A 22,361-nucleotide genomic window follows, 5' to 3' on the forward strand; every position below is an offset into this window, starting at 1 on the left:
ATAAGAGGCCGAACGCCCTTCGGAGTAGTCTGGCTCCCGAGAACCCCCGAGGGAGGACGATGAGCAGCCAGACCCCCGTGCCCGCCGGTTTCCGCGGTGTGGCCGGAAACATTGGGATCAAGGATCCGAAGGACGACTTCTTCTCGGTGGTGTCCGAGGCCCCCGCGTACGTGTCCGCCGTGTTCACGCAGTCCCGGTTCGCCGGGCCCAGTGTGCTGCTCAGCCGCAGCGCGGCTGCGGACGGCCGCGCGCGAGGGGTCGCGGTGATCTCCCGCAACGCCAACGTGGCCACCGGCCGGATCGGCGACGACCACGCCCGCGTGCTACAGGAGCGCGTGGCCCGGGCGGCGGGCGTGCCGCCCAATGAGCTGCTGGTCGCCTCCACCGGTGTGATCGGCCGCCCGTACCCGATGGACAAGGTGCGCGCCTATCTGGACGCGCTGCCCGACGGGTTTCCCCCGGCCGACCTGGACCGCGCGGCAGCGGCGATGATGACGACCGACACCCGGCCCAAGACCGCCTCGGCGAAGGTCGGCGGTGCGACGGTGACGGGCGTCGCCAAGGGCGTCGGCATGGTCGAGCCGAACATGGCGACCATGTTGGCCTGGTTCTTCACCGACGCCGATGTGGAGCAGCCGGAACTGGACGAGGTGTTCCGCCGGGTGGTGGACCGCACGTTCAACGCGCTGAGTATCGACACCGACACCTCCACCAGCGACTCGGCGGCGGTGTTCGCCAACGGGCTGGCCGGGCCGGTGGACGTGGCCGCGTTCGAGGCGGCACTGAACGAGGTGGCCCTGAAGCTGGTGCGGATGATCGCCTCCGACGGCGAGGGCGCCAGCAAGCTGATCGAGGTGCGCATGACCGGCGCCCGCGACGACGCCCAGGCCAAGCGGGTCGCCAAGGCCGTGGTGAACTCACCGCTGGTGAAGACGGCCGTGCACGGCGCGGACCCGAACTGGGGCCGGGTGACGATGGCGATCGGCAAGTGCGAGGAGGAGACCGACATCCTGCCGCGGAACGTGCGGATCTCCTTCGGCGACGTGGAGACCTACCCCGCGGAGGCCACGGACGAGGTACTGGAGCGCGCCGCCCAGCACCTGAAGGGCGGCGAGGTGGTGATCAGCGTCGACCTGGGCATCGCCGAGGGCGCCTTCACGGTCTACGGCTGCGACCTGACCGAGGGCTACATCCGGATCAACGCCGACTACACGACCTGAGCGGCCCCGGACCGACCGGGCGTCGTGACGGCGGCCTGACCGGCCGCTCGCGACGAAGGCGGCACCACCCCGGTCCACGGGGGGCGGTGCCGCCTTCTCCTGCGCGGTTTGCTGGATACACGGAGGCCGGGGTTCACATCGGTGTCGGCGCGCCCTCCCGTTACCCCCCGTACCTGGCCTCTCAGGTCAGTGCGTCTAGACGTGCACGACGGGCTCGCCGCCGTCGGGCTTGCCCCCGCGCATGAACAGCGACAGCACCGCGGCCAGCAGCATCAGCGCCGCCGCGATCCCGAAGGCCCACTGCAACCCGTCGATGAAGGCCAGGTTGCTGGCCTCGGTGACCGCGCGCGCCACGTCGGCGGTGGCTCCCTCGGGCACCACGGCTCCGCCCTGGGCGATGACGCTCTGCATGTCCGTCAGCTCGTCCGCCGCAGGCTCGGCCAGCCCCGCGGCGGCGAAGTGGCCGGGCAGGGTGGTGATGATGGTCGCCGACATGACCGCACCCAGCACAGCCGTGCCCAGTGAACCGCCCAGCTGCATGGCGGCCTGCTGGACGGCGGAGGCCACGCCCGCGAAGCGCACCGGGGCGTTGCCGACGATGGCCGCGGTGGATCCCGTCATCACCAGGCTCAGGCCCATGCCGAGCAGGACGAAGGCCACCGACAGGTAGGTGACGCCGGTGCCGGTGTCCAGCCGGGACAGCAGGAACATACCCGTGCCCGCCAGCAGCAGGCCCACAGTGGTGGGCAGACGGGCGCCCACGCGGTCCAGGACGCGGCCCGCGATCGGCGAGGTGATCGCCATCATCGCGGTCATCGGCAGCAACTGCATGCCGGTCTGCGTCGGGGTCATCCCCATCACGCCTTGCAGGTAGAAGGCGATGAAGAACAGCGACCCCATCAGGCTCACCGCCATCAGCACCATGAGCACGACGCCGATGGAGATGGAGGGGTTGGCGAAGAGCCCGAGCGGGATCAGCGGCTCCTGCGGACGGCGCTCCCACAGTACGAAGGCCACGCCGAAGGCCAGGGCGACGGCGAGGGAGACCAGGGTGACCGGGTCCCCCCAGCCCGCGGTGGGCGCCTCGACCAGGGCCCACACGAGGGCGAAGATCGCGATGCTGATCAAGGCGATGCCGGGCACGTCCATGCGCGACCCGGCGTCGGTCGCCCGGTTCGGGGCGAGCAGCCACAGGCCCAGGGCGATGGCGGCCGCACCGACGGGGACGTTGATGAAGAACACGGCTTCCCAGCCGAACGTGCCCACCAGGACGCCGCCGACGATCGGGCCTCCCGCGGTCGCCGCGCCGAGGATGCTGCCGAAGACCCCGAAGGCGCGGCCGAGCTTGTGCGGCGGGAAGCTGGCCCGCAGCAGGCCCATGGCGGCGGGCATCAGCAGCGCGCCGAAAACCCCTTGCAGCACCCGGAAGGCGATGAGCATGATGACACCCGCGGACAGCGCGATCGCCACGGAGGAGAGCACGAAGCCCGCCACGCCCACGAGGTAGGTGTTGCGGTAGCCGAAGCGGTCGCCGAGCTTGCCCGCGGTGATCAGGAATACCGCCAGGCCCAGCAGGTAGCCGTGGGTGACCCACTGCAACTCGGCCAGCGAGGCACCCAGGCTCATGCCGATGGCGGGGTTGGCGACGGCCACGATGGTGCCGTCCAGGGCGACCATCATCACGCCGAACGCGATGGCCACCAGGGTCGCCCACGGATTGCCCCGGATCCCTCCCCGTTCCGCCCGTGTGGTCTGTGGAACGGTCTGTGCGGTCATGGTCCCCCCTGCGTGCCGGTATCGTCTCCGGCAATTATGTCAACGGCTGACTCTTTGCATCAACTGTGTTTTGTCAGCCACTGACGTAATCTATTTCACGCGGTATCCTCTTGTGGACAGAGCCAACACCTGGGAGGCACGTCCATGGGCGCGACGAGCACCGAACCGGAGGAAGGGGAACAGGTCGGGCTCCGCGAGCGCAAGAAGGCCCAGCTGCGCGAGGGCCTGATGGAGTCGGCGCTACGCCTGTTCCACGAGCGCGGCTACGACCGGACCACCACGGAGGAGATCGCCTCCTGCACCGGGGTCTCACAGCGCACGTTCTTCCGCTACTTCGCCTCCAAGGAGGATGTCGCCCTGGAGGCGGTCGAGGACGTCGACGAGCACCTGCTCGGCTCGCTGATCGCCCGCCCCGCCGACGAACCGCCCTTCACGGCGCTGCGCAACGCGATGCTCGACCACTGGGAGTACCTGAGGCACGACTCGTTCTCCCTCCGGGGCAGCGCGACGGGGATGGTCGTCGACAGCCCCGAACTGATCGAGGTCAACATGCGCTACTGCCACCGCAGGCAGGACCGGTTGGCCCGGGCCGTCGGCGAGCGCACCGGCGTGGACCCGGCCACCGACCCGCGCCCGGGCATCCTGGCAGCGGTGTTCCTCTCCGCCATGACCACGGGCCACCAGGCGTGGTGCGCGTCCGGCTCCTGCGACAGGGACGCGCTGCTCAAGTCCTTCCTCGACCGGCTCGACCTGGTTCCCGAGGTGGTCGGCGGTTCCTGGGGGACCCCTGACGCCTCCGCCGGCTGAACGGCCGGGCCTTCCCGTACCGCGCGGCCACCTACGCGCCCCGGAGCGGATCGAGCGCTTCTTCGACGGACTGGAACCGTTGGAGCCCGGCGTCGTGTCGTTACCCCTCCGGCGCCCCGTACAGGCCGAGGTGGGGCACACCGCGCATCGTTATAACCAATGTCCCGAAACAGACATGAAGCGCCATACCCCTTGATATAAAAACATATTCCATAACCAATCGATATCGAGGGCACCGGTTCGGCGGATATCAACTCGGTTTCGAGTGCGGCGAACGGACATCATCTCTTCTGATACTGCGTACCGTCGGACGCAACCCGCTATGTCCCCCACGGTGTGCCCGCTCCTACCGTGGCCCCCAGGCTAGGAGTCCCCCCATGAACAGGACCAGCTGGATCGCCGTCGCCGTCAGCGCCGCGGTGGCGCTGCTTGTCGGCTTCGGTGCCGGATGGCTCGGCAATCAGGCCTACCTCCGGGCCTCGCTCAACGCCGCGTTCGAGGACGTCGAGTCGGACCTGGAGGACGCCGGCGTCACCGAGGACGCGGACGCGACGGAGGAAGAGGAAAACGGGGAGGACACCGACGAGGTCGCCGAGGAGGTCCCCGACGCGGTACCGATGGGGGAAACCGCGACAGACGGCATTTGGGACATCACGGTCACCGCGGTGGAGCGCACCGACCAGGTGAACGGCTCCTATTCCAACGCGGTGGCTTCGGACGGACAGGAATTCGTCATCCTCGACGCGGAGATGACGAACGCGTCGGACGGGCCGCAGACCCCCGATATCGAAAACTCCGAGGTGGTGGACACCGACGGCAACCAGTACGGACACCACTCGGACGCCGTCTTCGCCCTGGACGAGGACGACGCCCTGTACACCGAGGTCAACCCCGGCGGCGCGACCACGGTGCGGATCCCCTTCGAGATGGCGGCGGGCACGGATCTGGACATGGCACTGCTGACCGGCACGTGGGACGACACGGGACAGATCGCGGCGGTCCGGATCGAGGAGTAGGCGTCGACACGCGGCGCTCCGCCACGACACGTGGCGGAGCCCGGTGTTCGCCGCCCTCCCCCGGCCGGCGGGCGTCTCCGGCCCGGGGAGGGCACACGCCGCACCCGGCCTACGTCGTCAACCGGCGACTTCCGGGTGCACGGCGGCCTTCACCGCCTCCCTCGCCTGCTCGGCACTGGATGCCGCCACCGCCAGCTCCGACAGTCTCCGGCACTCGTCGTGGGTGTGCAGGGCCAGCGCATGGCGCACGGCGGGCAGCGCGGGCGCCGACATCGACAGGCTGGTCGAACCGAGTCCCACCAGCACCAGGGCCAGCAGCGGGTCGGCCGCGGCCTCTCCGCACACCCCCACGGAGCGGCCCGACCGCTCCCCCGCGTCACCGACGGTCCCCACCAGCTGCGACAGCGCGGGCTGCCAGGGGTCGAGCAGGTCGGGCAGCGCGCCGAGGGTCCGGTCGGCGGCCATCGTGTACTGCGCCAGGTCGTTGGTGCCGATCGACACGAAATCCACCCGGTGCAGCAACCGGTCGGCGAGCAGCGCCGCGCCGGGCACCTCGATCATCACCCCGACCTCGCCGATACCGGCACGGCGCGCCAGGGCGGCGAACTCGGCGGCCTCGTCGGGCGTGGACACCATCGGCGCCATCACCCGCACCCGCGCGGACGTCTCCCGGGAGGCGGCGGCGATCGCCGCGAGCTGCTCGGAGAGGAGCCCGGGATGCACGCGCGAGGTTCGAAAGCCCCGCATACCGAGCGCGGGGTTGTCCTCCTGACCGGTCTCCACGAAGGCCAGCGGCTTGTCCGAACCCGCGTCCAGGGTGCGCACCGTGACGACGCGCCCGGCGAACGCCTCGAACAGGGAGGCGTAGGCGGCGGTCTGCTCCCCGGCCGTCGGCGGCTCCGCCCGGTCCAGGAACAGGAACTCGGTGCGCAGCAGCCCGACGCCTTCGCTGTCGTGGGCACCCGCCTTGCGGGGATCCCCCTCGCCCACGTTGAGCAGCAACGCGACCGGCACGCCGTCGGCGGTCCGGCCGGGTCCGGTGGCATCGGCGAGCAGCGCGCGCCGCCGTTCGGCGCGCCGGCGAATCTGGGCGACGCGTGCCTCGCCGGGGTCGGCCTCGACCGTCCCCGCGTCGCCGTCCACCGCCACCGTGGTCTCATCCCGAAGGTCCCCGACTCCCTCGCAGCCCACGACGGCTGGGATCCCGAGCGCCCGGGCCAGGATGACCGTGTGGCTGGTGGGACCGCCGTGACGGGTGACGATGGCGAGCACCCGCTCGGTATCGAGACGGACGGTGTCGGCGGGCGCGAGGTCGTCGGCGACCAGGACATGCGGGACTCCGGGGTCGGGTAGTCCGGGCATCGGCAGGTCCAGGAGCAGGGCCATCGCGCGGTCCCGGATGTCGGCGAGGTCGGCTGCACGCTCGGCCAGGTAGCCCCCGGCCGCTTGGAGCATTTCCTGGTAGGCCCCGCAAGCGGCGTGGACCGCCCACGCCGCCGGGTCCCCCTCCTCGGTGCGCTCCCCGACGCAGCGCGCGAGTTCGGGGTCGCGGGCCATGAGCGCCTGGGCACCGAGCACCGCCGCCGCGTCGCCCTCCAGGCCGGCGGCCTGCCGGTCGAGCAGGTCGGCCACCCGTCTCAGGGATCGCCACGCCCGGTCGGCTTCGTCGCCGGGGTCGTCGGTGGACGGCCTCTGTGTGGGCAGGGACGGCGGGGGCGCCATCCGCGCCACCGGTCCGACAGCGGCACCGGGGCTGGCGGGGATGCCCGGGAGCCGGGTGGCACCGTCTGCGGTGGGGGGAGGGTCGGTCTGCGCCATAGTCGCTCCGTAGGTCGGAAATGGCCGTGATGTGGTGGTGTGGGCCGAGGGTGGTCCGAAGTCTTCCTGCCCCGGAAAGGCCCTGGGAAGTCGTCCCGACCGTCCTTCGGAAAAGCCGTCCCTGCCCCGGAGCGCCCGGACACGCCGGAGACCACCGGGAATCTCGGGCAGGACCCCGCCCACGGTGGACGCGGTCACCGGAACCGTCCGCGAGATCCTGGTTCGGAAGGGACGGTTCCGCCCCGGTGACACCCGGGGGACACGGTGCGATACTCGTTGGCCCGGGCACACCTTGGTGGGCGCGCGGTCCCGGACCCGCACGCGCAACACGGTGGGCGTGGGCGGCCGCGCCCTCGCCGGGTTCCTGGGCGCGGGCGGCCTCCCCGTCGAGCGACCGTGGCACACCTGGCACGGGAACGGCCGCGGTGATCCCGCCCGGGACCACCACCCCTCCCCCGACGACGTGGCCACCGACGCGATCGCGGTGGTGGCCGACCACCGGCCCGCGCTGGTCGGTCGACAAGCTCTGACACGGTCCGGAAGAACCCGGTCCGCCCGACGACCCCCGAGGACTGACATGCCCCAACGCACCGTGGCCATCGCCTCCCAGCTCGGCCTGCACGCCCGTCCCGCCGCCCTGTTCGTCCAGGCCGTCAACGAGTCCGGCCTGCCCGTGACGGTCTCCCGCGAAGGCCACAAGACGGTGGACGCGCGCAGCGTGCTCGCGGTGATGGCGATGGGCGCCAAGCATGGCGAGACAGTGACCCTGACCTGCGAGGAGTCCGAGAACGCCGACAAGGTCCTGGACGAGCTGGTGGAGATGCTGTCCAAGGAGTTGGACACATGAGCCGAGCCGGGGTCCGCGGGCCGTCTCGTCCCGCGGACCCCGGGGGCCGTCCCGCGAGGCGGCCCCCCGGCTCTCTGAGCACGCACTCTGGCTATACCCGTGCGCCACGGCTACCGTGCTGCCATGGACACCTCACGGGACGACACCGTCATCAGCCCCTCGGGGATTTGCAGACGGGGCCAGCACGACTGGAAACACGACCCGCCCGGGGCGAAGCGGCAGATCTGCACCAGGTGCCGGTCCATGTCCACGACGAACTACTGCGACTGCGCCGATTGCGCCTCCGGCGGCTCCAGCGCATCGGAGGGCTGAATCAGCCCTGCTTACGGCTCGGCCTACTCCCGCGTGACGCGGTGGACCTTGTGCTGGGCGGCCTGCGCGCGCGGGCGCACCACCAGCAGGTCGATGTTCACGTGCGGGGGCCGGGTGACCGCCCACACGATGGTGTCCGCGACGTCCTCGGCGGTCAGCGGGTCGGGGACACCGGCGTAGACGGCCTCAGCTGCTTCGGTGTCGCCGCGCAGGCGGTTGAGCGAGAACTCCTCGGTCCTGACCATGCCGGGCGCGACCTCCAGCACGCGCACGGGTTCCCCGCACAACTCCAGGCGCAGCGTGGCCGCGAGGGTGTGCGCGCCGTGCTTGGCGGCCACGTAACCGCCGCCGCCCTCGTAGACGACGTGCCCGGCCACGGAGGAGACGACCAGTACCGTGCCGTCGCCGCTGGCGATCAGCTTGGGCAGCAGGGACTGGGTCATGTTGAGTACGCCGATGACGTTGACCTCGTACATGGCACGCCAGTCGGCGGGGTCGCCGGTGGCGACGGTCTCCGTGCCGATGGCCCCGCCCGCGTTGTTGACCAGCACGTCACAGGCGGTCAGGGAGTCGGCGAAGGAGTCGACGGCGGCCCGGTCGGTAACGTCGAGGACGTGGGCGCGGGCGCTGTGGCCCTCCTTGGCCAGTTCGTCCGCCAGTGCCTCGATCCGGTCGGACCGGCGGGCGACGAGCACCACCTCGTAACCCCGCTCCGCGAGTCCGCGTGCGGTGGCTGCCCCGATCCCGCTGCTGGCTCCGGTGACGACCGCGGTCGCTGTCATGGTGGCTCCTCCTGGGAATCGCTGTCGCGCAGAGCGTATCCGGTGGCCCGGCGGGCATCTCGGGGGCACCGCACCCGCTTCCGGGGGGGTAGGCGGCGGACGGTGGAGAAGGCCGTCCGACGGTCGAGCGGAGCGCGGGGAATCCGTCTCCGCCGCGCTCGCACCGCGCCGGTCACAGTGCGTCGGTGGCGGGGCGGGTCCGGCCCTGCCGCCCGGCGCCCGGCCCGAACGGGGCGGGACTCGCCCGGGCCGGGAGGCGGACGAAGCGGATCAGCGGTCCTCGTGCTTCTATGAGGGTTGCTTGCCGACTCCAGCACGTGCTCGGGGCGGCGGACGGCACGGCGACGGACACGAGTAAGGGGCGGGCCGGTTGCGGGGAATCGAGATCCGGGAGCTGGAGTGCTTCCTCGTCCTGGCCGAGGAGCTGCACCCCGGCCGCGCGGGTGAACGGCTGGACGTGTCGGCGGACACGGTGGACCAGCTGATGCGCTCGCTGGAGGCCCGGGTCGGCGCCCCGCTGGTGGACCCCGCCAGCCGCCGTTTCAGCCTCACCCGCTTCGGTGAGGAGTTCCTCGACTCCCTGAGGCCCGCCTACCAGAACCTGGCCGCGGTGGTGGACGGCGCTCGCGAGCGCGCCTGGGGCGGACGGCTGCGGGTGCGCCTGGGCTTCCAGGGCACGGTGCACGGGCCCGTGGCCGAGGCGGTCCACGCGTTCGAGGCGCGCGAGCCCGGCGCACGGGTGGAGATCGTGGAGATCAAGCTCTCGGATCCGTTCGGCCCGCTGCGTGAGGGCGAGGTGGACGCCGCCGTCGTCCTGCTGCCGGTCCGCGAGCGCGACCTGGTCGTGGGACCGGTCTTCTCCCGACAGCCGCAGCGGCTCGCGCTGCCCGCCGAACACCCGCTGGCCTCGCGCACCGTCACCGGGGTGGAGGACATGGCCCGGGTCCCGCTCATCCCGGTCCGCCGGGCGCCCGACTACTGGCTGCGCGTCCACTCCCCCACCGTCACCCCGCTGGGCAGGACCATCCATCACGAGCAGGGCGTGGACACCCTGCGGGAGGGGTTGTCCCAGGTCGCCGCGGGGCGGGGCGCCATGCTGCTGTGCGGGGACACCGCCGACCACGGGGACCGGGACGGCGTCGTCCTGGTTCCGGTCAGCGGCCTGCCGGAGTCCTCGCTCGGCCTGGTGTGGCCGCGCGGGGACATGAACCCCGGGGTGCCGGTCCTGGCCGCCGCCCTCGCCGAGGCCCTGGCGTAGGGCGCGTCGCCCCGCCGCCGGGTGACGGGGGCTCGTACGGGTGAGGGCGGCCCGGCGCCCGGGGCGGCGGGAAAAACCGTGGCCGCCGAAAAACGCGCGTGCTAGCGTGGTCGGAATTTCCGCCCGGACCCGCGTATTTACCCCGACAGGGAAAGCACGCCCATGGCAGCGAAGCAATTACGGGAATCCTCACTGCTCGCCCGATACACCTCTTTCACCCTTCTCGGCGCGACGGCCGATTTCCTTTTCGGAGCCGTTTTCGTCACGGTCCTGCTGGGGCGTGGGGCCGAGCCGTGGGTGCTGGGCCTGATGCTCGGCTCCGCGAACCTGGTGTCCCTGTTGGTCGAGGCGCCCAGCGGGGCGCTCGGAGACCGGTACGGGCACCGCAGGCTCCTGGCGGCGGGGCTGGCCGTGTGGGGCGCGGGCTTCCTGCTGATGGGGTACGCGGACGGGCTCGCGCTGACGCTCGCGGGCATGTGCCTGTGGGCGATCGGCTTCCACCTGCACTCGGGAACGCTGACCGCGCTCGTGCTCAACCGGATCGGCGGCCGCGACCGCTCGGCGCGGATCGCGCGCACGGTGTGGTTCGGCCAGGTGTCGGGGCACGGCGGCGCGGTGCTGGGCGCGGCCTCCGTCATGGTGGCGGGCACCTGGTTGCCCGCCGACGCCCTGGTGCTGGCGGGCGGCGCGGTACTGGTCGCTCTGGGGGCTCTGGTGCCCGTGTGCTTCCCCCGGTCACCGGGGCAGCCGGGGCGCCCGGTCATCCGGATCGTCCGGGAGTCGGTCGTGCTGGTGGCGGGCAGGCGCTTCGTGCCCCTGGTGGCGCTGTCGGTGGCGTCGGTCTCGGGACTGGCCGCGCTGGTGGTCTCCTGGCAGCCGATGCTGACGGCCGCCCACGGCGAGGACGTGCGGCTCAACGGGCTGGTGCTGCTGGTGATGGTAGCCGCCATGACGGCGGGTTCGGCGAGTTCGAGGTTCGTGGTCCGAGACCGTCCCCACGTGTGGGCGCCCCTGTTCGCGGCGGCCTCGGGCATGCCCCTGCTCTTGGCGGCACACGGGCTCGTCCCGCTGGTCGCGGGGCTGGTGGCGTCCGAGTTCCTGGTCGGGCTGACGGTGGTGTCGTCGAACGTGTGGCAGCAGCTGATGTTCTCCGACGCCAACCGGAACACCATGTTCTCGATGCTGGGGATGGTCGGCAACGCCGTCAGGATGCTGACCGTGCTGTCGTTCGGGTGGTTGTGGGGGCTGATCGGGATCGACTGGACGGTGACGGCCGTGGTCGCGTTCAGCGTGGTCGCGGCGGTCGTGGCCGCCGTGCTGTCCCGGCTCCTCCCGGAGTCGACCCGGTTCGCCGAACACCCCTCGGGCGAGCCGGAAGCCGGCGAAAGGACCGCGTAGCGTCGCGACCGTGGCAGAACGGGGTATCACCTTTTCCCGTTCCCACCGCGAACGATCTATGGCGTGTACCACAGGAATTCCGGGGCAGTGGCTCGTCGGACTCCGAGGGGCAGATCCCCCTTCGGGCGGAAAAGCGGATGTGTAGTATTCGCCCCGGCCCGAAAGGAAGCAAACATCCCCCGCTCCGGAGTCATCGAGGATGGGGAACCGTCGCCCGGCCCCGCCGGGCCACTGACGACACACGGAGGAAGCATGGGACTGACTGACCTACTGCGGGAGCGCCCGATCGTGCAGGCGCCCATGGCGGGCGGAGCCGCCACACCCGAACTGGTGGCCGCCGTGGCCGACTCGGGCGGGACGGGGTTCCTGGCCGCCGGCTACCTGGCGCCCGACACCCTCACCACCCGGATCCGAGCGGTCAGGGACGGCGGGACCACCGCGTTCGGCGTGAACGTGTTCGTCCCCGGCCCGCTCTCCGACCCGGACGCCCCCGCCCCCTACCGGCCCCTCCTGGAGCCCGAGGCGAAGCGCTACGAGGTGTCGGTGGGTGAGCCGGTGCACGACGACGACGCGTGGGCCGCCAAGATCGACCTGCTCGCTGAGGCCGCCGTCCCGATCGTCAGTTTCACCTTCGGCTGCCCGGAGGCCGACGTCCTGGAGCGGTTGCGGGAGGCGGGCAGCGCCACGGTGGTCACCGCGACCACGGTCGAGGAGGCGCGCCTGGCCGTGGAGCGCGGCGCCGACGGCGTGTGCGCCCAGGGTGTGGAGGCCGGCGGGCACCGGGGCTCGTTCGCCCCGGAGGGGGACGAGGACCGTCCGCTGCTGGAACTGCTGTCGGACGTGGTCGCGGCGGTGGACGTCCCGGTGATCGCAACCGGAGGGCTCATGACCGGCGGCGACGTGGCCGAGGTCCTGCGAGCCGGTGCCGCGGCCGCGCAGCTGGGCACGGCGTTCCTGCGGTGCCACGAGAGCGGCGCCCACCCCGTGCACAAGGCCGCGCTGGCCGACCCCCACTTCACCGAGACCACGCTGACCCGGGCCTTCACCGGCCGTTCCGCGCGTGGGCTGGTCAACCGGTTCATCACCGAGCACCCGGACGCGCCCTGCGCCTACCCGGAGATCCACCACATGACCAAGCCGCTGCGCGCGGCCGCCGCCGAGGCGGGGGACCCCGACGGGACGGCGCTGTGGGCGGGAACGGGCTTCCGGAAGGCCGTGGACGCCCCCACGGCCGAGGTCATGGAGCGGCTGCGCCACGAGGCCGGCGAGGCGGGCGTCCGGATCTGAGCGGAGTCGGCTCCGAACCCGCCCCGCCGGGCGGTGGGCCGGGTTCGGGGCCGGATCCGTGCCTCGGGCTCTCGGCTACCAGAGACCCGGGGTCAGGAGCACGCCCGCGTGAGGCGGGCGGCGTCGACCGGCGTTCACGCCGGCGGGTGTTCACGCCGGCGCGTAGGTGAGGCAGTCCGCCCGGTCCCGCGCGAAGCCGACGGCGATCCCCGGAGCCTGGCACTCCAACTGGACGTTGTGCTGGCAGTCGGCCATCTTGCAGGCTCCGACGTGGCCGGTGCTGACGGGGTCTCCGCCCCTGGTCCGGGCTCCGAAGAAGGTGTCGCACTGGGCGTGTCTGGAGTCCCCCACGGTGATGGCCAGCGCGTGACAGGCGTGTTCGGTGTTGTAGGCGCAGGTGTCCACCTGGCACGAGTTCACCACGGGCATGTCCATAAGCAAGTCCTCCCGGAACGTCGACGGCGCGTCAGACGCTGCCAGAGGAGGTGCGCGGTCTCCGGGAGACGGCTCCGTGTCACCGGGAACCGGACGAAGTCTTGACGAGGACTTGGTGCGGGCGCGGTTTCGGGCGCGGCTCGGGATCGGGTTCACCGTGGGGAGGCGGACAGACCGCCCCCACACACAGCATGGCCCCAAGTGCCCCGAAAAGACCGAGAGCGTGCGTCTGTTCTCCATGGGCACTCACCTGGACGTGTTCATCGGTCCTGCCTGGCCTTTCGCAGGCCCCGACAGTCTCGCCGGAGTCGCCCTGTCCTCTCCACACCGATGAGAGACAGGGCAGCTACACGCCAAAGCTGTACATTAAGCCCATGGCTGACAAGTGGATCAAACCTGGTGAACTTACCACCCGTAAGGAAATGAAAGCGGTTTTTGGTGGGGGGCAAGGCCAGGGGATCCAGCCATGCTCAACCTCTCCCAATGTGCTGCTCTACACCGACCCTGCATCAGGCGAGCAATCTGGGTACTACGACGGCTGGCTCCCCACCGATGACCAGAGCGATCCCCTCTTCGAGTACACCGGTGACGGTGAAGGTGACCAGGTCTTCCACGGGCGCTACGGCCCAAGAAACCGTGCCATCCGGATGCATGCACAAGATGGGCGTGCGCTACGCGTCTTTAAGGCTGCGGGAAAAATCCCTGGGGAGGGAACTAAGCTCCAGCGCTACGTTGGCAAGTTCAGACTGGACGAGGAAGATCCCTACGCCCTCCGTCAGGCGCCTAACAAGGCAGGTGACCTTCGGCGTGTCATCGTATTTCGTCTGCGCCCAGTTGATGAACTCACACCGCTTCCCGAAGACACCATCACACCCTTGACGGAAACTGAAGTCCAACAAGTCCCAGTTGATACTGCCACGAGCATCATCGTGGAGCCCGAGGCTTACAGTGGCAAACCCATCTCCAGGTCAGCGACGCGCAGTACCAAGGTCGAACGCCGAGAAGCAGAGCTTTGTGAAGCATTCAGAAAGATGCTCGAAGAACATGAGCATCAAGTGCGAAGATTCCAGATCAGGACTTCTGGGCTCTCTTCCAGTCTCCTCACCGACCTGTATGACACCAAGTCCCAGGTGCTCTATGAGGCGAAAGGGACAAACTCACGTGAAGCTGTTCGCATGGCCATCGGCCAACTCATGGACTACCGGAGACATATCACTCCGAAGCCCACGCTTGCTGTCCTGCTCCCAAAAAAGCCAAACCCTGACCTTCAGAATCTCCTAACGTCGGTCAACATCAACCTTGTCTACCAAGACGAGGGCAGCTTCGTCGGGTGGCCCATAGAGGATACCTAAATTCCTTTGCCGTCTGCGGCTCGGACTCCGGCCTCACGAGAAATTGCCCGAAGGGGAGGAGTTCACGGCACGGACCAGAGAGGCTATACCAGGGTGAGCGCCTGGTACAGGGCGACAACAGTGGAGGCGCCGACAACCTCCCCCGGTCGGTCATCTCCACCGCCTCCTCCAATGGCGGGCTGGAAAGTCACCATGTGTTCCATCGAACGGGACCGCCACCCCGTCTCCTCCTCAACCTCACGCGCCGCCGCTGCCTCGATGTCCCCAGCACCGTCGACGTAGCCGCCGGGCAGTTCCCATACCCATCGGTTGATGATGAACCGGTGCCGCCGCATCAACGGAACTTCGCGCTGGTCGTTGACCACGAGCGTCATCTCCGCTGGGGGCATTGCGACAACGTACTGAGTGAAGGACACCCCCTCGGGGAGGATGACGTCAACGGTGGAGAGGCGGATGTGCCGGTTCTTGTCCACACGCTTCTCACCGTGGATCGTCCATTGGGTGCGCACACCGGCACCCTACGGCAGCTATGAGATTGTCTATCGACCCGTCTTAACGATCCGGAGATATCCGATACAGCTACGACTGACGTGCCTTGAGGGCAGTGAGGAGACCGGTCCATTCAGGGCCGGTGAAGGTGAGGGAGCCGAGCTCGCGGTGCTGAGTGTCACGCACCAGAACGTTCTGCCCCTCAGCAACCTCGACACAGTTCCCACCGCTGCCACCGGAGTAGCTGGGCTTGTGCCAGTCGGAGACCTCGACACACTGGGGGCCATCAGGATTGCTGTAGCTGCTCTTGCGCCACCTCATGCGCTGCTCCTTCACACCGTTGGAGTACCCCGGGCAGTTCCGAGGTACCCGGTGCAGCTATGACTGAAGCGCCTTGAGGGTGGTGAGGAGACCGGTCCACTCAGGGCCGGTGAAGGTGAGGGAGCCGAGCTCGCGATTCTGGGTGTCACGCACCAGAACGTTCTGCCCTTCCGCCACCTCCATGCAGTCACCGCTGTTGGTGCTGTAGCTGCTCTTGTGCCAGGCGGGATCGTGCGACGCGGTCATTCCCGTGCCTCCTCTTCTATGAGGGGGACTGCTGTCCGTTGGTAAGGAGCCCACACATGAAGAGGATCGACTCATTGGGTTCGAGTGCCTTGCCCAGTAGGCTCCCGAAAATCAGGGTATACCGGCGGACTTCCTCAGGATCCTCTGGGACAAGCCCACTACCGGCCTGCTCAAGGTAGACCAGGTCTGGGTCAGCCTGCTCAGGGAACTCCAGAAGGTTGAACTGGCCATCCATCCCAGGATGTGCTCCTTGGGAGAACGGCACTACCCGGATAGTGACGTTGGGATATTCAGCAAGCTTCAGGAGGTGCTGGATCTGACCATGCATGATCCCTGGTCCGCCGACCTGGCGCCGTAGTGCCGCCTCGTCAAGGATGGCGATCACGTGGATAGGATCGTCCGTTCGAGTTATCAACTCTTGGCGTGACATGCGGACCAGAACACGCTCATCCACCGGGTCAGGTGCGGAAGTGATGGCGGTCTGCTCGATCATCGCCCGGGCGTAGTCCTCGGTTTGCATGATGCCTGGCACTGCAACGGTCTGAAACGTACGGACCACGGAAGCTCCCGCCTCCAGGCCGATGTAACTGTCGAACCCAGGCTTGAGCGCCTGCCGATGGCGGTGCCACCAGCCACGCTTGCGGGCGTGCTTGGCCATCTCGATGAGTTCTTCGCGTTCTGTCCCATGCACGCCGTACACATCGAGCAGAATGGCCACGTCTCCAGGCTTCGGCCTGGTCATCCCCGTCTCGTATCTCCACAGGGTGCTGTCGGTGATGCCGACACGATCGGCGACCTCGGCACGGGAGAGCCCCGAGTTGCCACGAAGCCGGTTCATCTCCGCCATCAGCCGTCGCTGACGCGCGGTCGGACTCGGGCGTGCGGCCATGCTGCACCTCCTGGTTCTACGTGAACCGTATCACAATGCAGGATTGCTTCTTTATCTTACGCATACTGGACTACTTATTTCTGCACTATTGCAGTTTTAGTTCTGGCACTTCATTCTGGTTGGGAGTCAACGGCTGCAAGTTGTCGCTCGGACGGCGTGTGTCACGACTGTCGCTCGTGCAACGCAGCTCACTTCTGACACTTGGAGGATCACGATGAGCGGGTTTGACGTGCCTCGACCGAGGCGGGCGGTGGAGGAGGAGTGGCGGGCACCCGGGAGCGGGCTGCCGCACCGGATGCCCAGCGGGGGCACGGGAATGCGCACGGCGTTCTTCGGTTCCCAGCCCTCGCAGTCGGCACAGATCCGCAGCTGGTGTCAGCGGGGCGTCCGCCTGCCCGCACACCGGGCCTTCCCGGTGCTGGTGGTGGTGAGCGAGCTGGTGGCCAACGCCTGGCTGCACAGCGCTTCCGGCGCCGAATGCGGTCGGGTGAGGATCCAGATGCGGCACCTGCTGGAGCGTGTCCTGCTCGTGGCGGTCACCGACGACGGTCCGCGCCCCGGGCAGGCCGTCTGCCTGCCGCGACTGTCCCCTGAGACCGACGCACTGACCACATGCGGTCGGGGCCTGCGCCTCGTGGACCGGCTGTCCGTGGAATGGGGCTGGGACGGCGAACCCGGCAGGCCCCTGACGGTCTGGGCGCACATCGACCCCTACGCGCCCGCGCACGAGAGCGTCGAGGCCTGAGGAGTACGGAGTGGCGTGGGACCGCAGTCAGGACGCCGACGAGTACGAGGCCGCACACCTTCTGGAGCAACTGCACAGCCACTGGTGGGTGCTGTGGGGACCGGGCTCGCGCCGCTTCTTCGCCTTCCACCTCGGCCCGCGCCACGTCGCGCCGTTGAGCGCGGCCACCACGCAGCTACTTGGCGAGCAGATCCGCATCACCGAGCGGGAAGCGCAGCCCCACCGGGGCCAATGACACCCGCCCGAGCACAGAAGAAAAGAAGACGCCCCGACCGGTGCTCCAACACCGGACCGGGGCTCGACCAACCACCTGAACAGCGCAGGAGGAAGACCGTGGAACACCACCCTAGCGGGAGGCACCGCAGGCCCCGCCAGAGCATGGCCGGGCGCGTGTGGGCGCTGACCGCCGCCATGCTGGCCATCGCCCTGGCCTACGTGCTCGTCCCCCAGTACCCACAACGCCCCCAGCGGGAAAGGGCCGCGATCACGCCGCCGCCCCGTCGCCGGGGGCTGCCGCCCGCACCGGCACGGCAGCGCCCCGCGCAGGACCCGCCAAACTTCCCCACCGATGACGTATGGCGAACGAGCGCGAGTCGGACCTCCTCGCGATGGGGCAGCGACTACCACGGCGACGGGCACGTGACCGAGAAGCGCGAGACCGGCCCCGACGAGGTCGAGGGTGCCTTGGTCCGCCCCTATATGGTCCCGTCCCCCCGGGTTCCGGTCGGCGACCTGCTGGCCGGACCCGTCGATTCGGCCGCCCTCGCCGGCCCCGCAGCACCCGCCGGAGGCGTGGCCGACGACATGGGTGACCTGGCCGCCGCCATCCGCCTCTACCTCGACCGGGTTGGGTGAACCGACCACCGGGAAGCACTCCAACGGGCGGTATCCGTGGTGGAAACCGCCCGTTCACCACCGCCACCACGGGGATCCACTAGGACCTACCAGTTGGTAACAATTGGGCTCACGTGCTTCCCATCCCTAGAGAGTGTGACCGGACGCACTCTAGGGTTCCGCCATGGGTGTAATGCGTAAACGTGTCCTCGTTCGTGTGCTTTTGGGCTTTCTTGCCACCGTCGTGGTGCTGGCCCTGGTCGGCGCGCTACTGGGGGTCTGGACCGTCCGAAGGTCGTTCCCGGAAACCTCCGGGGAACTCACCGTTCCGGGCCTGGAGTCCTCCGTCACCGTGCTGCGCGACGAGTACGGCGTCGCCCACGTCTACGCCGACAACACCCACGACCTCTTCATGGCACAGGGGTTCACCCACGCCCAGGACCGCTTCTGGGAGATGGACTTCCGCCGCCACGTCACGGCGGGGCGCACCGCCGAGCTGTTCGGCCCCGACCAGGTGGAGACCGACGTCTACCTGCGCACCATGGGCTGGCGGCACGTCGCCGAGCAGGAGTACGACCTCCTCGCCCCCGAGACCCGGGAGTACCTGGACTCCTACTCGGCCGGGGTCAACGCCTGGCTGGACGAACACGACGGCGCCTCGGCCAGCCTGGAGTACGGTCTGCTCTCCGTACTCAACGGCGGCCACGAGATCGAGGAGTGGACCCCGGTCGACAGCCTCGCCTGGCTCAAGGCCATGGCCTGGGACCTGGGCGGCAACATGCAGGAGGAGACCCAGCGCGCCCAGCTGCTCGACGCCGGGCTTACGGAGGAACAGGTCGAGGAGCTCTACCCGGCCTACCCCTTCGAGGAGCACCAGCCCATCACGGACACCGACGAGCACGAGGCGGCTGAGGCAACCGGGACCGGCAACGACCCCGAAACCGACCCCCCGGAGGCCGACGAGCGTCGCTCGCCCGAGACGCCCGCGCCGCCCGAGCTGCCCGAGAGCGCCGTTCCCGCCCTCACCGGCGTGGCCGAGACCGCCGCGTCGCTCCCGCGGATGCTCGGCCCCAGCACCAGTCCCGACCTCGGCTCCAACTCGTGGGTGGTCGGCGGTGAGCACACCGAGAGCGGCAAGCCCCTGCTGGCCAACGACCCCCACCTGGGCGCGGCGATGCCCTCCACCTGGTACCAGATCGGGCTGCACTGCACCGAGCTGACCGATGCCTGCCCCTACGACGTCAGCGGGTTCAGCTTCTCCGGCCTGCCCGGCGTGATCATCGGCCAGAACGAGTCGTTCGCGTGGGGCTTCACCAACGTCAACCCCGACGTCATGGACCTGTTCGTGGAGCGGATCGACGGCGACGACTACGTGGTCGACGGCGAGGCCAGGCCTTTGGAGACGCGGGAGGAGACCGTCAAGGTCGCGGGCGGCGAGGACGTCGACATCACCGTGCGTTCCACCCACCACGGGCCGCTGCTGTCCGACACCGCGGCGGGCGCCGACCTGGCCGAGGTCGCCGAGGACCCGAATCCGGAGGGCGCGGACATGGCGGCCCCGGAACCGGAGGACGCGGACGAGGGCGAGTACGCCGTCGCCCTACAGTGGACCGCGCTGGCCCCCGGGACCACGGCGGACTCCATCTTCGCCATGAACCGCGCCCGCGACTGGGACGGCTTCCGCGAGGCGGCCAGCCAGTTCGACGTCCCGGCGCAGAACCTCGTCTACGCCGACGATGACGGCAACATCGGCTACCAGGCCCCCGGCACGGTGCCGGTCCGCGGCGAGGGCGACGGCCGCTATCCCGTCCCCGGCTGGGACTCCGACTACGACTGGAAGGGCTACATCCCCTTCGACGAGCTGCCGAGCGTGTACAACCCCGAGTCGGGTGTCATCGTCACCGCGAACCAGTCGGTCGTGGACCCGGACTACGGGCACATGCTCACCGATGACTGGGACTACGGCTACCGGTCCCAGCGAATCAACGACCTGCTGACCGAGGCGATCGACGCGGGCCCGGTGACCGGTGAGGACATGTCGCGCATCCACATGGACTCGTTCCACGGCGGTGCCGTCGACGTCGTCCCGTACCTGCTGGAGGCGGACGTGGACGGAACCACCGCCCAGGCGCAGGAGCAGCTACGGGACTGGGACCTGTTCACCGAGGCGGACTCCGCCGGGGCCGCGTTCTACCAGGCCACCTGGCGCCATCTGCTGCCCCTGCTGTTCGACGAGCTGGAGCCGTACACGATGAGCGGCAGCTCACGCGGGATGTACGTGGTGAGCGAGCTGGTGGAGGACCCGGAGTCGCACTGGTGGCGGGGCGAGGAGACCAGCGGACGCGAGGAGGTGCTCGCCGCGGCGATGGACGCCGCCGCCGAGGAGCTGGCCGAGCTGCTGGGCGACGACCCGGCCGACTGGCGCTGGGGCGACCTGCACACCCTGACCGCGACCCACGAGTCGTTCGGTACCTCGGGCATCGGTCCGGTCGAGTGGCTGTTCAACCGGGGCCCGGTGGAGAGTTCCGGCGGTGCCAGCATCGTCAACGCCACCGGCTGGGACCCGGCCGAGGGATACGACATCACCGCGGTGCCGTCGATGCGGATGGTGGTGGACCTGTCCGACCGGGACGCCTCCACGTGGGTGCACCTGACCGGCAACTCGGGCCACGCGTTCCACGACGACTACGACGACCAGCTGGAACTGTGGAGCCGGGGTGAGACCCTGCCGTTCGTGGTCAGCGAGGAGGCGGTCGGCGAGGCCGCCACGGACGAGCTGGTCCTGAACCCCTAGTGCGCCGCCCGAGTTGTGCCCGACCGGGATGACCTTGCCCGTAGCGGCACTCTCGACCGGGTGGTTTCTAGTGCCTGTAAGGGCGAGACCACCGGGAGGAAGGGTCCTCCGTCACACCTGCGACGTCAGGGAGCGCGGGAAGGGGGAGGCCTCAGGGCCGGTCGGCGGACCGGAACGGGAAGGAGACCCCGGTGAGCTCCTCCGACAGCGTCCACAGACGCTTGGCGGCGCGGTCGTCCCAGGCCTCCTCGCTCCTGCTGGAGAGGGCGGGGGCGCCGCGCGTGCCGCCCATGGACTTGGGACCGGCGAAGGCCGCTCCGGGCACGTCCTGGGTCGCGGCGAAGATCGTGGGCAGGGCGCCGTTCGCGGCGCTCTGGGCGAAGAGCCTGTTGCCCAGCATCGCGATCCGCCGGGAGAACGGGTTGGCGCCGTGGCTTTGCAGGTTGGTCGCCGCGTATCCGGGGTGCGCTGCGGTGGAGAGCACCGGGGAGCCCACGGCGTCCAGGCGGCGCTGGAGCTCCAGTGTGAACAGCAGGTTGGCGAGCTTGGACCGGGCGTAGGCCTCGTAGGGGGTGTAGCCGCGCTCCATGTCGACGTCGTCGAAGTCGATGCCCCGGGTCATCCGGTGCAGACCGGAGGAGACGGTGACCACCCGGCCGGTGACGTGTTCCAGGAGGAGGTTGGTCAGGGCGAAGTGGCCGAGGTGGTTGGTGCCGAACTGAAGCTCGAAGCCGTCCTTGGTCGCGCCCCGCGCCACCGCCATGATGCCCGCGTTGTTGACGAGCAGGTGGATGTCACCCCGCCACTGCTCGGCGAAGGAGCGTACGGACGACAGGTCCGCCAGGTCCAGGCGGCGCACCTCGGTGTCGCCGTCGACGGTGTCGGCCGCGGCGCGGCCCCTCGCCTCGTCGCGCACGGCCAGCACGACGCGCGCGCCCGCCCTGGCCAGTACACGCGTGGTCTCGATGCCCAGGCCGCTGTTGGCTCCGGTGACGACCGCCGTACGGCCGCTGAGACCGGGCATTCTGACCGCTGTTGTGTCCATCTGGCCACGGTAGGCGAGCCCTCAGGGGTTGTCCATGGAAGCAATGATGTCAGCGCAAACATCCGTTTATGCTGGGTGTCATGACCGACCGCCCCTATCACCACGGAGATCTGCGCGCCGAACTGCTCGCCAACGCGGAGCGCGCCCTGGGTGAGCGCGGTCCGGCGGCACTGTCCCTGCGCGAGCTCGCCCGCGAGGCGGGGGTCAGCCACGCCGCGCCGGGCCGCCACTTCAAGGACAAGCAGGCTCTGCTGGACGCGCTGGCGCTGACCGGCTTCGAGCGGCTGATCGGGCGGTTGGCGGAGGCCTCCGCCTCGGGCGGTGACGCGCGCGCCCAGGTCCTCGCCCTGGCCAGGGCCTACGTGGGGTTCGCGATGGAGCACGAGGCGCTGCTCGACCTGATGTACACGCGCAAACACGATCCCGACGTCTCCGGGCGGTTGGCCGACGCCGTGTCGCGGCTGAAGGGCATGCTGTTGCGTCCCATCACCGACGGTCAGGCCGCCGGTGAGGTCGCGGGCGGCGATCCGATGACCCTCGCCTCCACCGTGTCCGCGACCCTGCACGGCATCACCGTGTTCAGTGCCACGGTCTCCCCCGAGGAGATCGACGCGGGTATCGCCGACGCGGTCCACGTGCTCTTCGAGGGCCTCGCCCCCCGCTGACCCGCCCGCCCCCGCCGACCGGAAC

22 protein-coding genes are annotated in these 22,361 nt (G+C 69.7%); 13 read left to right on the forward strand and 9 right to left on the reverse strand.

The annotated features are described in order from the left end of the window. The first annotated feature begins 59 nt into the window (after positions 1–59). Entirely contained in the window at positions 60–1,220 is a 1,161-nt protein-coding gene (argJ, locus tag AC0T5L_RS02955) for a bifunctional glutamate N-acetyltransferase/amino-acid acetyltransferase ArgJ (protein WP_476163772.1), read from the forward strand. 195 nt (positions 1,221–1,415) lie between these two features. On the opposite strand, the gene AC0T5L_RS02960 is transcribed toward argJ, so the two are convergent. Continuing rightward, entirely contained in the window at positions 1,416–2,996 is a 1,581-nt protein-coding gene (locus tag AC0T5L_RS02960; protein ID WP_476163773.1) for an MFS transporter, read from the reverse strand. Between the two features lie 144 nt (positions 2,997–3,140). Between AC0T5L_RS02960 and AC0T5L_RS02965 the strand changes: the two genes are divergently transcribed. Beyond that, the gene (locus AC0T5L_RS02965; protein ID WP_476163774.1) at positions 3,141–3,803 is read left to right on the forward strand and encodes a TetR/AcrR family transcriptional regulator; all 663 of its coding nucleotides are present in this window, start codon (positions 3,141–3,143) and stop codon (positions 3,801–3,803) included. Positions 3,804–4,180: 377 nt separating this feature from the next. Beyond that, positions 4,181–4,819 carry a DUF4352 domain-containing protein gene (locus tag AC0T5L_RS02970; RefSeq protein ID WP_476163775.1) on the forward strand — a complete coding sequence of 213 codons (639 nt, stop codon included), beginning with the start codon at positions 4,181–4,183 and terminating at the stop codon, positions 4,817–4,819. 117 nt (positions 4,820–4,936) lie between these two features. Here the strand turns inward: AC0T5L_RS02970 and ptsP are convergent, their stop codons facing one another. After that, on the reverse strand, positions 4,937–6,637 hold the full coding sequence (gene ptsP, locus AC0T5L_RS02975; RefSeq protein WP_476163776.1) for a phosphoenolpyruvate--protein phosphotransferase: 1,701 nt from the start codon (positions 6,635–6,637) through the stop codon (positions 4,937–4,939). A gap of 577 nt (positions 6,638–7,214) precedes the next feature. On the opposite strand from ptsP, the gene AC0T5L_RS02980 reads away from it, so the two are divergent. After that, positions 7,215–7,484, forward strand: a complete 270-nt coding sequence (locus AC0T5L_RS02980; RefSeq protein ID WP_476164085.1) for an HPr family phosphocarrier protein — start codon at positions 7,215–7,217, stop codon at positions 7,482–7,484. A gap of 335 nt (positions 7,485–7,819) precedes the next feature. Here the strand turns inward: AC0T5L_RS02980 and AC0T5L_RS02985 are convergent, their stop codons facing one another. Continuing rightward, the gene (locus AC0T5L_RS02985) at positions 7,820–8,578 is read right to left on the reverse strand and encodes an SDR family NAD(P)-dependent oxidoreductase (protein WP_476163777.1); all 759 of its coding nucleotides are present in this window, start codon (positions 8,576–8,578) and stop codon (positions 7,820–7,822) included. A 370-nt stretch (positions 8,579–8,948) separates the two neighbouring features. Between AC0T5L_RS02985 and AC0T5L_RS02990 the strand changes: the two genes are divergently transcribed. From AC0T5L_RS02990 to AC0T5L_RS03000, 3 genes are all read left to right on the forward strand, one after another. Further along, positions 8,949–9,836, forward strand: coding sequence for a LysR family transcriptional regulator (locus tag AC0T5L_RS02990; protein ID WP_476163778.1), 888 nt, complete (start codon positions 8,949–8,951; stop codon positions 9,834–9,836). Between the two features lie 162 nt (positions 9,837–9,998). Further along, positions 9,999–11,234 (forward strand): MFS transporter, encoded by a 1,236-nt coding sequence (locus AC0T5L_RS02995; protein WP_476163779.1) that lies wholly within the window; start codon positions 9,999–10,001, stop codon positions 11,232–11,234. Between the two features lie 252 nt (positions 11,235–11,486). Further along, the gene (locus AC0T5L_RS03000) at positions 11,487–12,521 is read left to right on the forward strand and encodes a nitronate monooxygenase (RefSeq protein ID WP_476163780.1); all 1,035 of its coding nucleotides are present in this window, start codon (positions 11,487–11,489) and stop codon (positions 12,519–12,521) included. Positions 12,522–12,671: 150 nt separating this feature from the next. Here AC0T5L_RS03000 and AC0T5L_RS03005 read toward each other — a convergent pair whose 3' ends face one another. Next, on the reverse strand, positions 12,672–12,950 hold the full coding sequence (locus AC0T5L_RS03005; protein WP_476163781.1) for a DUF1540 domain-containing protein: 279 nt from the start codon (positions 12,948–12,950) through the stop codon (positions 12,672–12,674). A gap of 380 nt (positions 12,951–13,330) precedes the next feature. Between AC0T5L_RS03005 and AC0T5L_RS03010 the strand changes: the two genes are divergently transcribed. Next, positions 13,331–14,308 (forward strand): SRA domain-containing endonuclease, encoded by a 978-nt coding sequence (locus AC0T5L_RS03010; protein WP_476163782.1) that lies wholly within the window; start codon positions 13,331–13,333, stop codon positions 14,306–14,308. Between the two features lie 83 nt (positions 14,309–14,391). On the opposite strand, the gene AC0T5L_RS03015 is transcribed toward AC0T5L_RS03010, so the two are convergent. From AC0T5L_RS03015 to AC0T5L_RS03030, 4 genes are all read right to left on the reverse strand, one after another. Then, positions 14,392–14,817 carry an NUDIX domain-containing protein gene (locus tag AC0T5L_RS03015; RefSeq protein WP_476163783.1) on the reverse strand — a complete coding sequence of 142 codons (426 nt, stop codon included), beginning with the start codon at positions 14,815–14,817 and terminating at the stop codon, positions 14,392–14,394. A gap of 70 nt (positions 14,818–14,887) precedes the next feature. Beyond that, positions 14,888–15,118, reverse strand: coding sequence for a DUF397 domain-containing protein (locus AC0T5L_RS03020; protein ID WP_476163784.1), 231 nt, complete (start codon positions 15,116–15,118; stop codon positions 14,888–14,890). Between the two features lie 57 nt (positions 15,119–15,175). Continuing rightward, positions 15,176–15,364 (reverse strand): DUF397 domain-containing protein, encoded by a 189-nt coding sequence (locus AC0T5L_RS03025; protein ID WP_476163785.1) that lies wholly within the window; start codon positions 15,362–15,364, stop codon positions 15,176–15,178. A 16-nt stretch (positions 15,365–15,380) separates the two neighbouring features. Continuing rightward, positions 15,381–16,253, reverse strand: coding sequence for a helix-turn-helix domain-containing protein (locus AC0T5L_RS03030; protein WP_476163786.1), 873 nt, complete (start codon positions 16,251–16,253; stop codon positions 15,381–15,383). Between the two features lie 316 nt (positions 16,254–16,569). Here AC0T5L_RS03030 and AC0T5L_RS03035 point away from each other — a divergent pair, with 316 nt between their 5' ends. From AC0T5L_RS03035 to AC0T5L_RS03050, 4 genes are all read left to right on the forward strand, one after another. Beyond that, positions 16,570–16,998, forward strand: coding sequence for an ATP-binding protein (locus AC0T5L_RS03035; RefSeq protein WP_476164086.1), 429 nt, complete (start codon positions 16,570–16,572; stop codon positions 16,996–16,998). Positions 16,999–17,008: 10 nt separating this feature from the next. After that, the gene (locus tag AC0T5L_RS03040; protein WP_476163787.1) at positions 17,009–17,233 is read left to right on the forward strand and encodes a hypothetical protein; all 225 of its coding nucleotides are present in this window, start codon (positions 17,009–17,011) and stop codon (positions 17,231–17,233) included. Between the two features lie 98 nt (positions 17,234–17,331). Next, on the forward strand, positions 17,332–17,853 hold the full coding sequence (locus AC0T5L_RS03045; protein WP_476163788.1) for a hypothetical protein: 522 nt from the start codon (positions 17,332–17,334) through the stop codon (positions 17,851–17,853). 172 nt (positions 17,854–18,025) lie between these two features. Further along, entirely contained in the window at positions 18,026–20,626 is a 2,601-nt protein-coding gene (locus AC0T5L_RS03050) for a penicillin acylase family protein (RefSeq protein WP_476164087.1), read from the forward strand. A 151-nt stretch (positions 20,627–20,777) separates the two neighbouring features. Here the strand turns inward: AC0T5L_RS03050 and AC0T5L_RS03055 are convergent, their stop codons facing one another. Then, the gene (locus tag AC0T5L_RS03055) at positions 20,778–21,671 is read right to left on the reverse strand and encodes an oxidoreductase (protein ID WP_476163789.1); all 894 of its coding nucleotides are present in this window, start codon (positions 21,669–21,671) and stop codon (positions 20,778–20,780) included. A gap of 80 nt (positions 21,672–21,751) precedes the next feature. On the opposite strand from AC0T5L_RS03055, the gene AC0T5L_RS03060 reads away from it, so the two are divergent. Next, entirely contained in the window at positions 21,752–22,336 is a 585-nt protein-coding gene (locus tag AC0T5L_RS03060) for a TetR/AcrR family transcriptional regulator (protein WP_476163790.1), read from the forward strand. The last annotated feature ends 25 nt before the right edge of the window (positions 22,337–22,361 follow it).

The organism is Nocardiopsis sp. TRM 82005, from assembly GCF_056312425.1.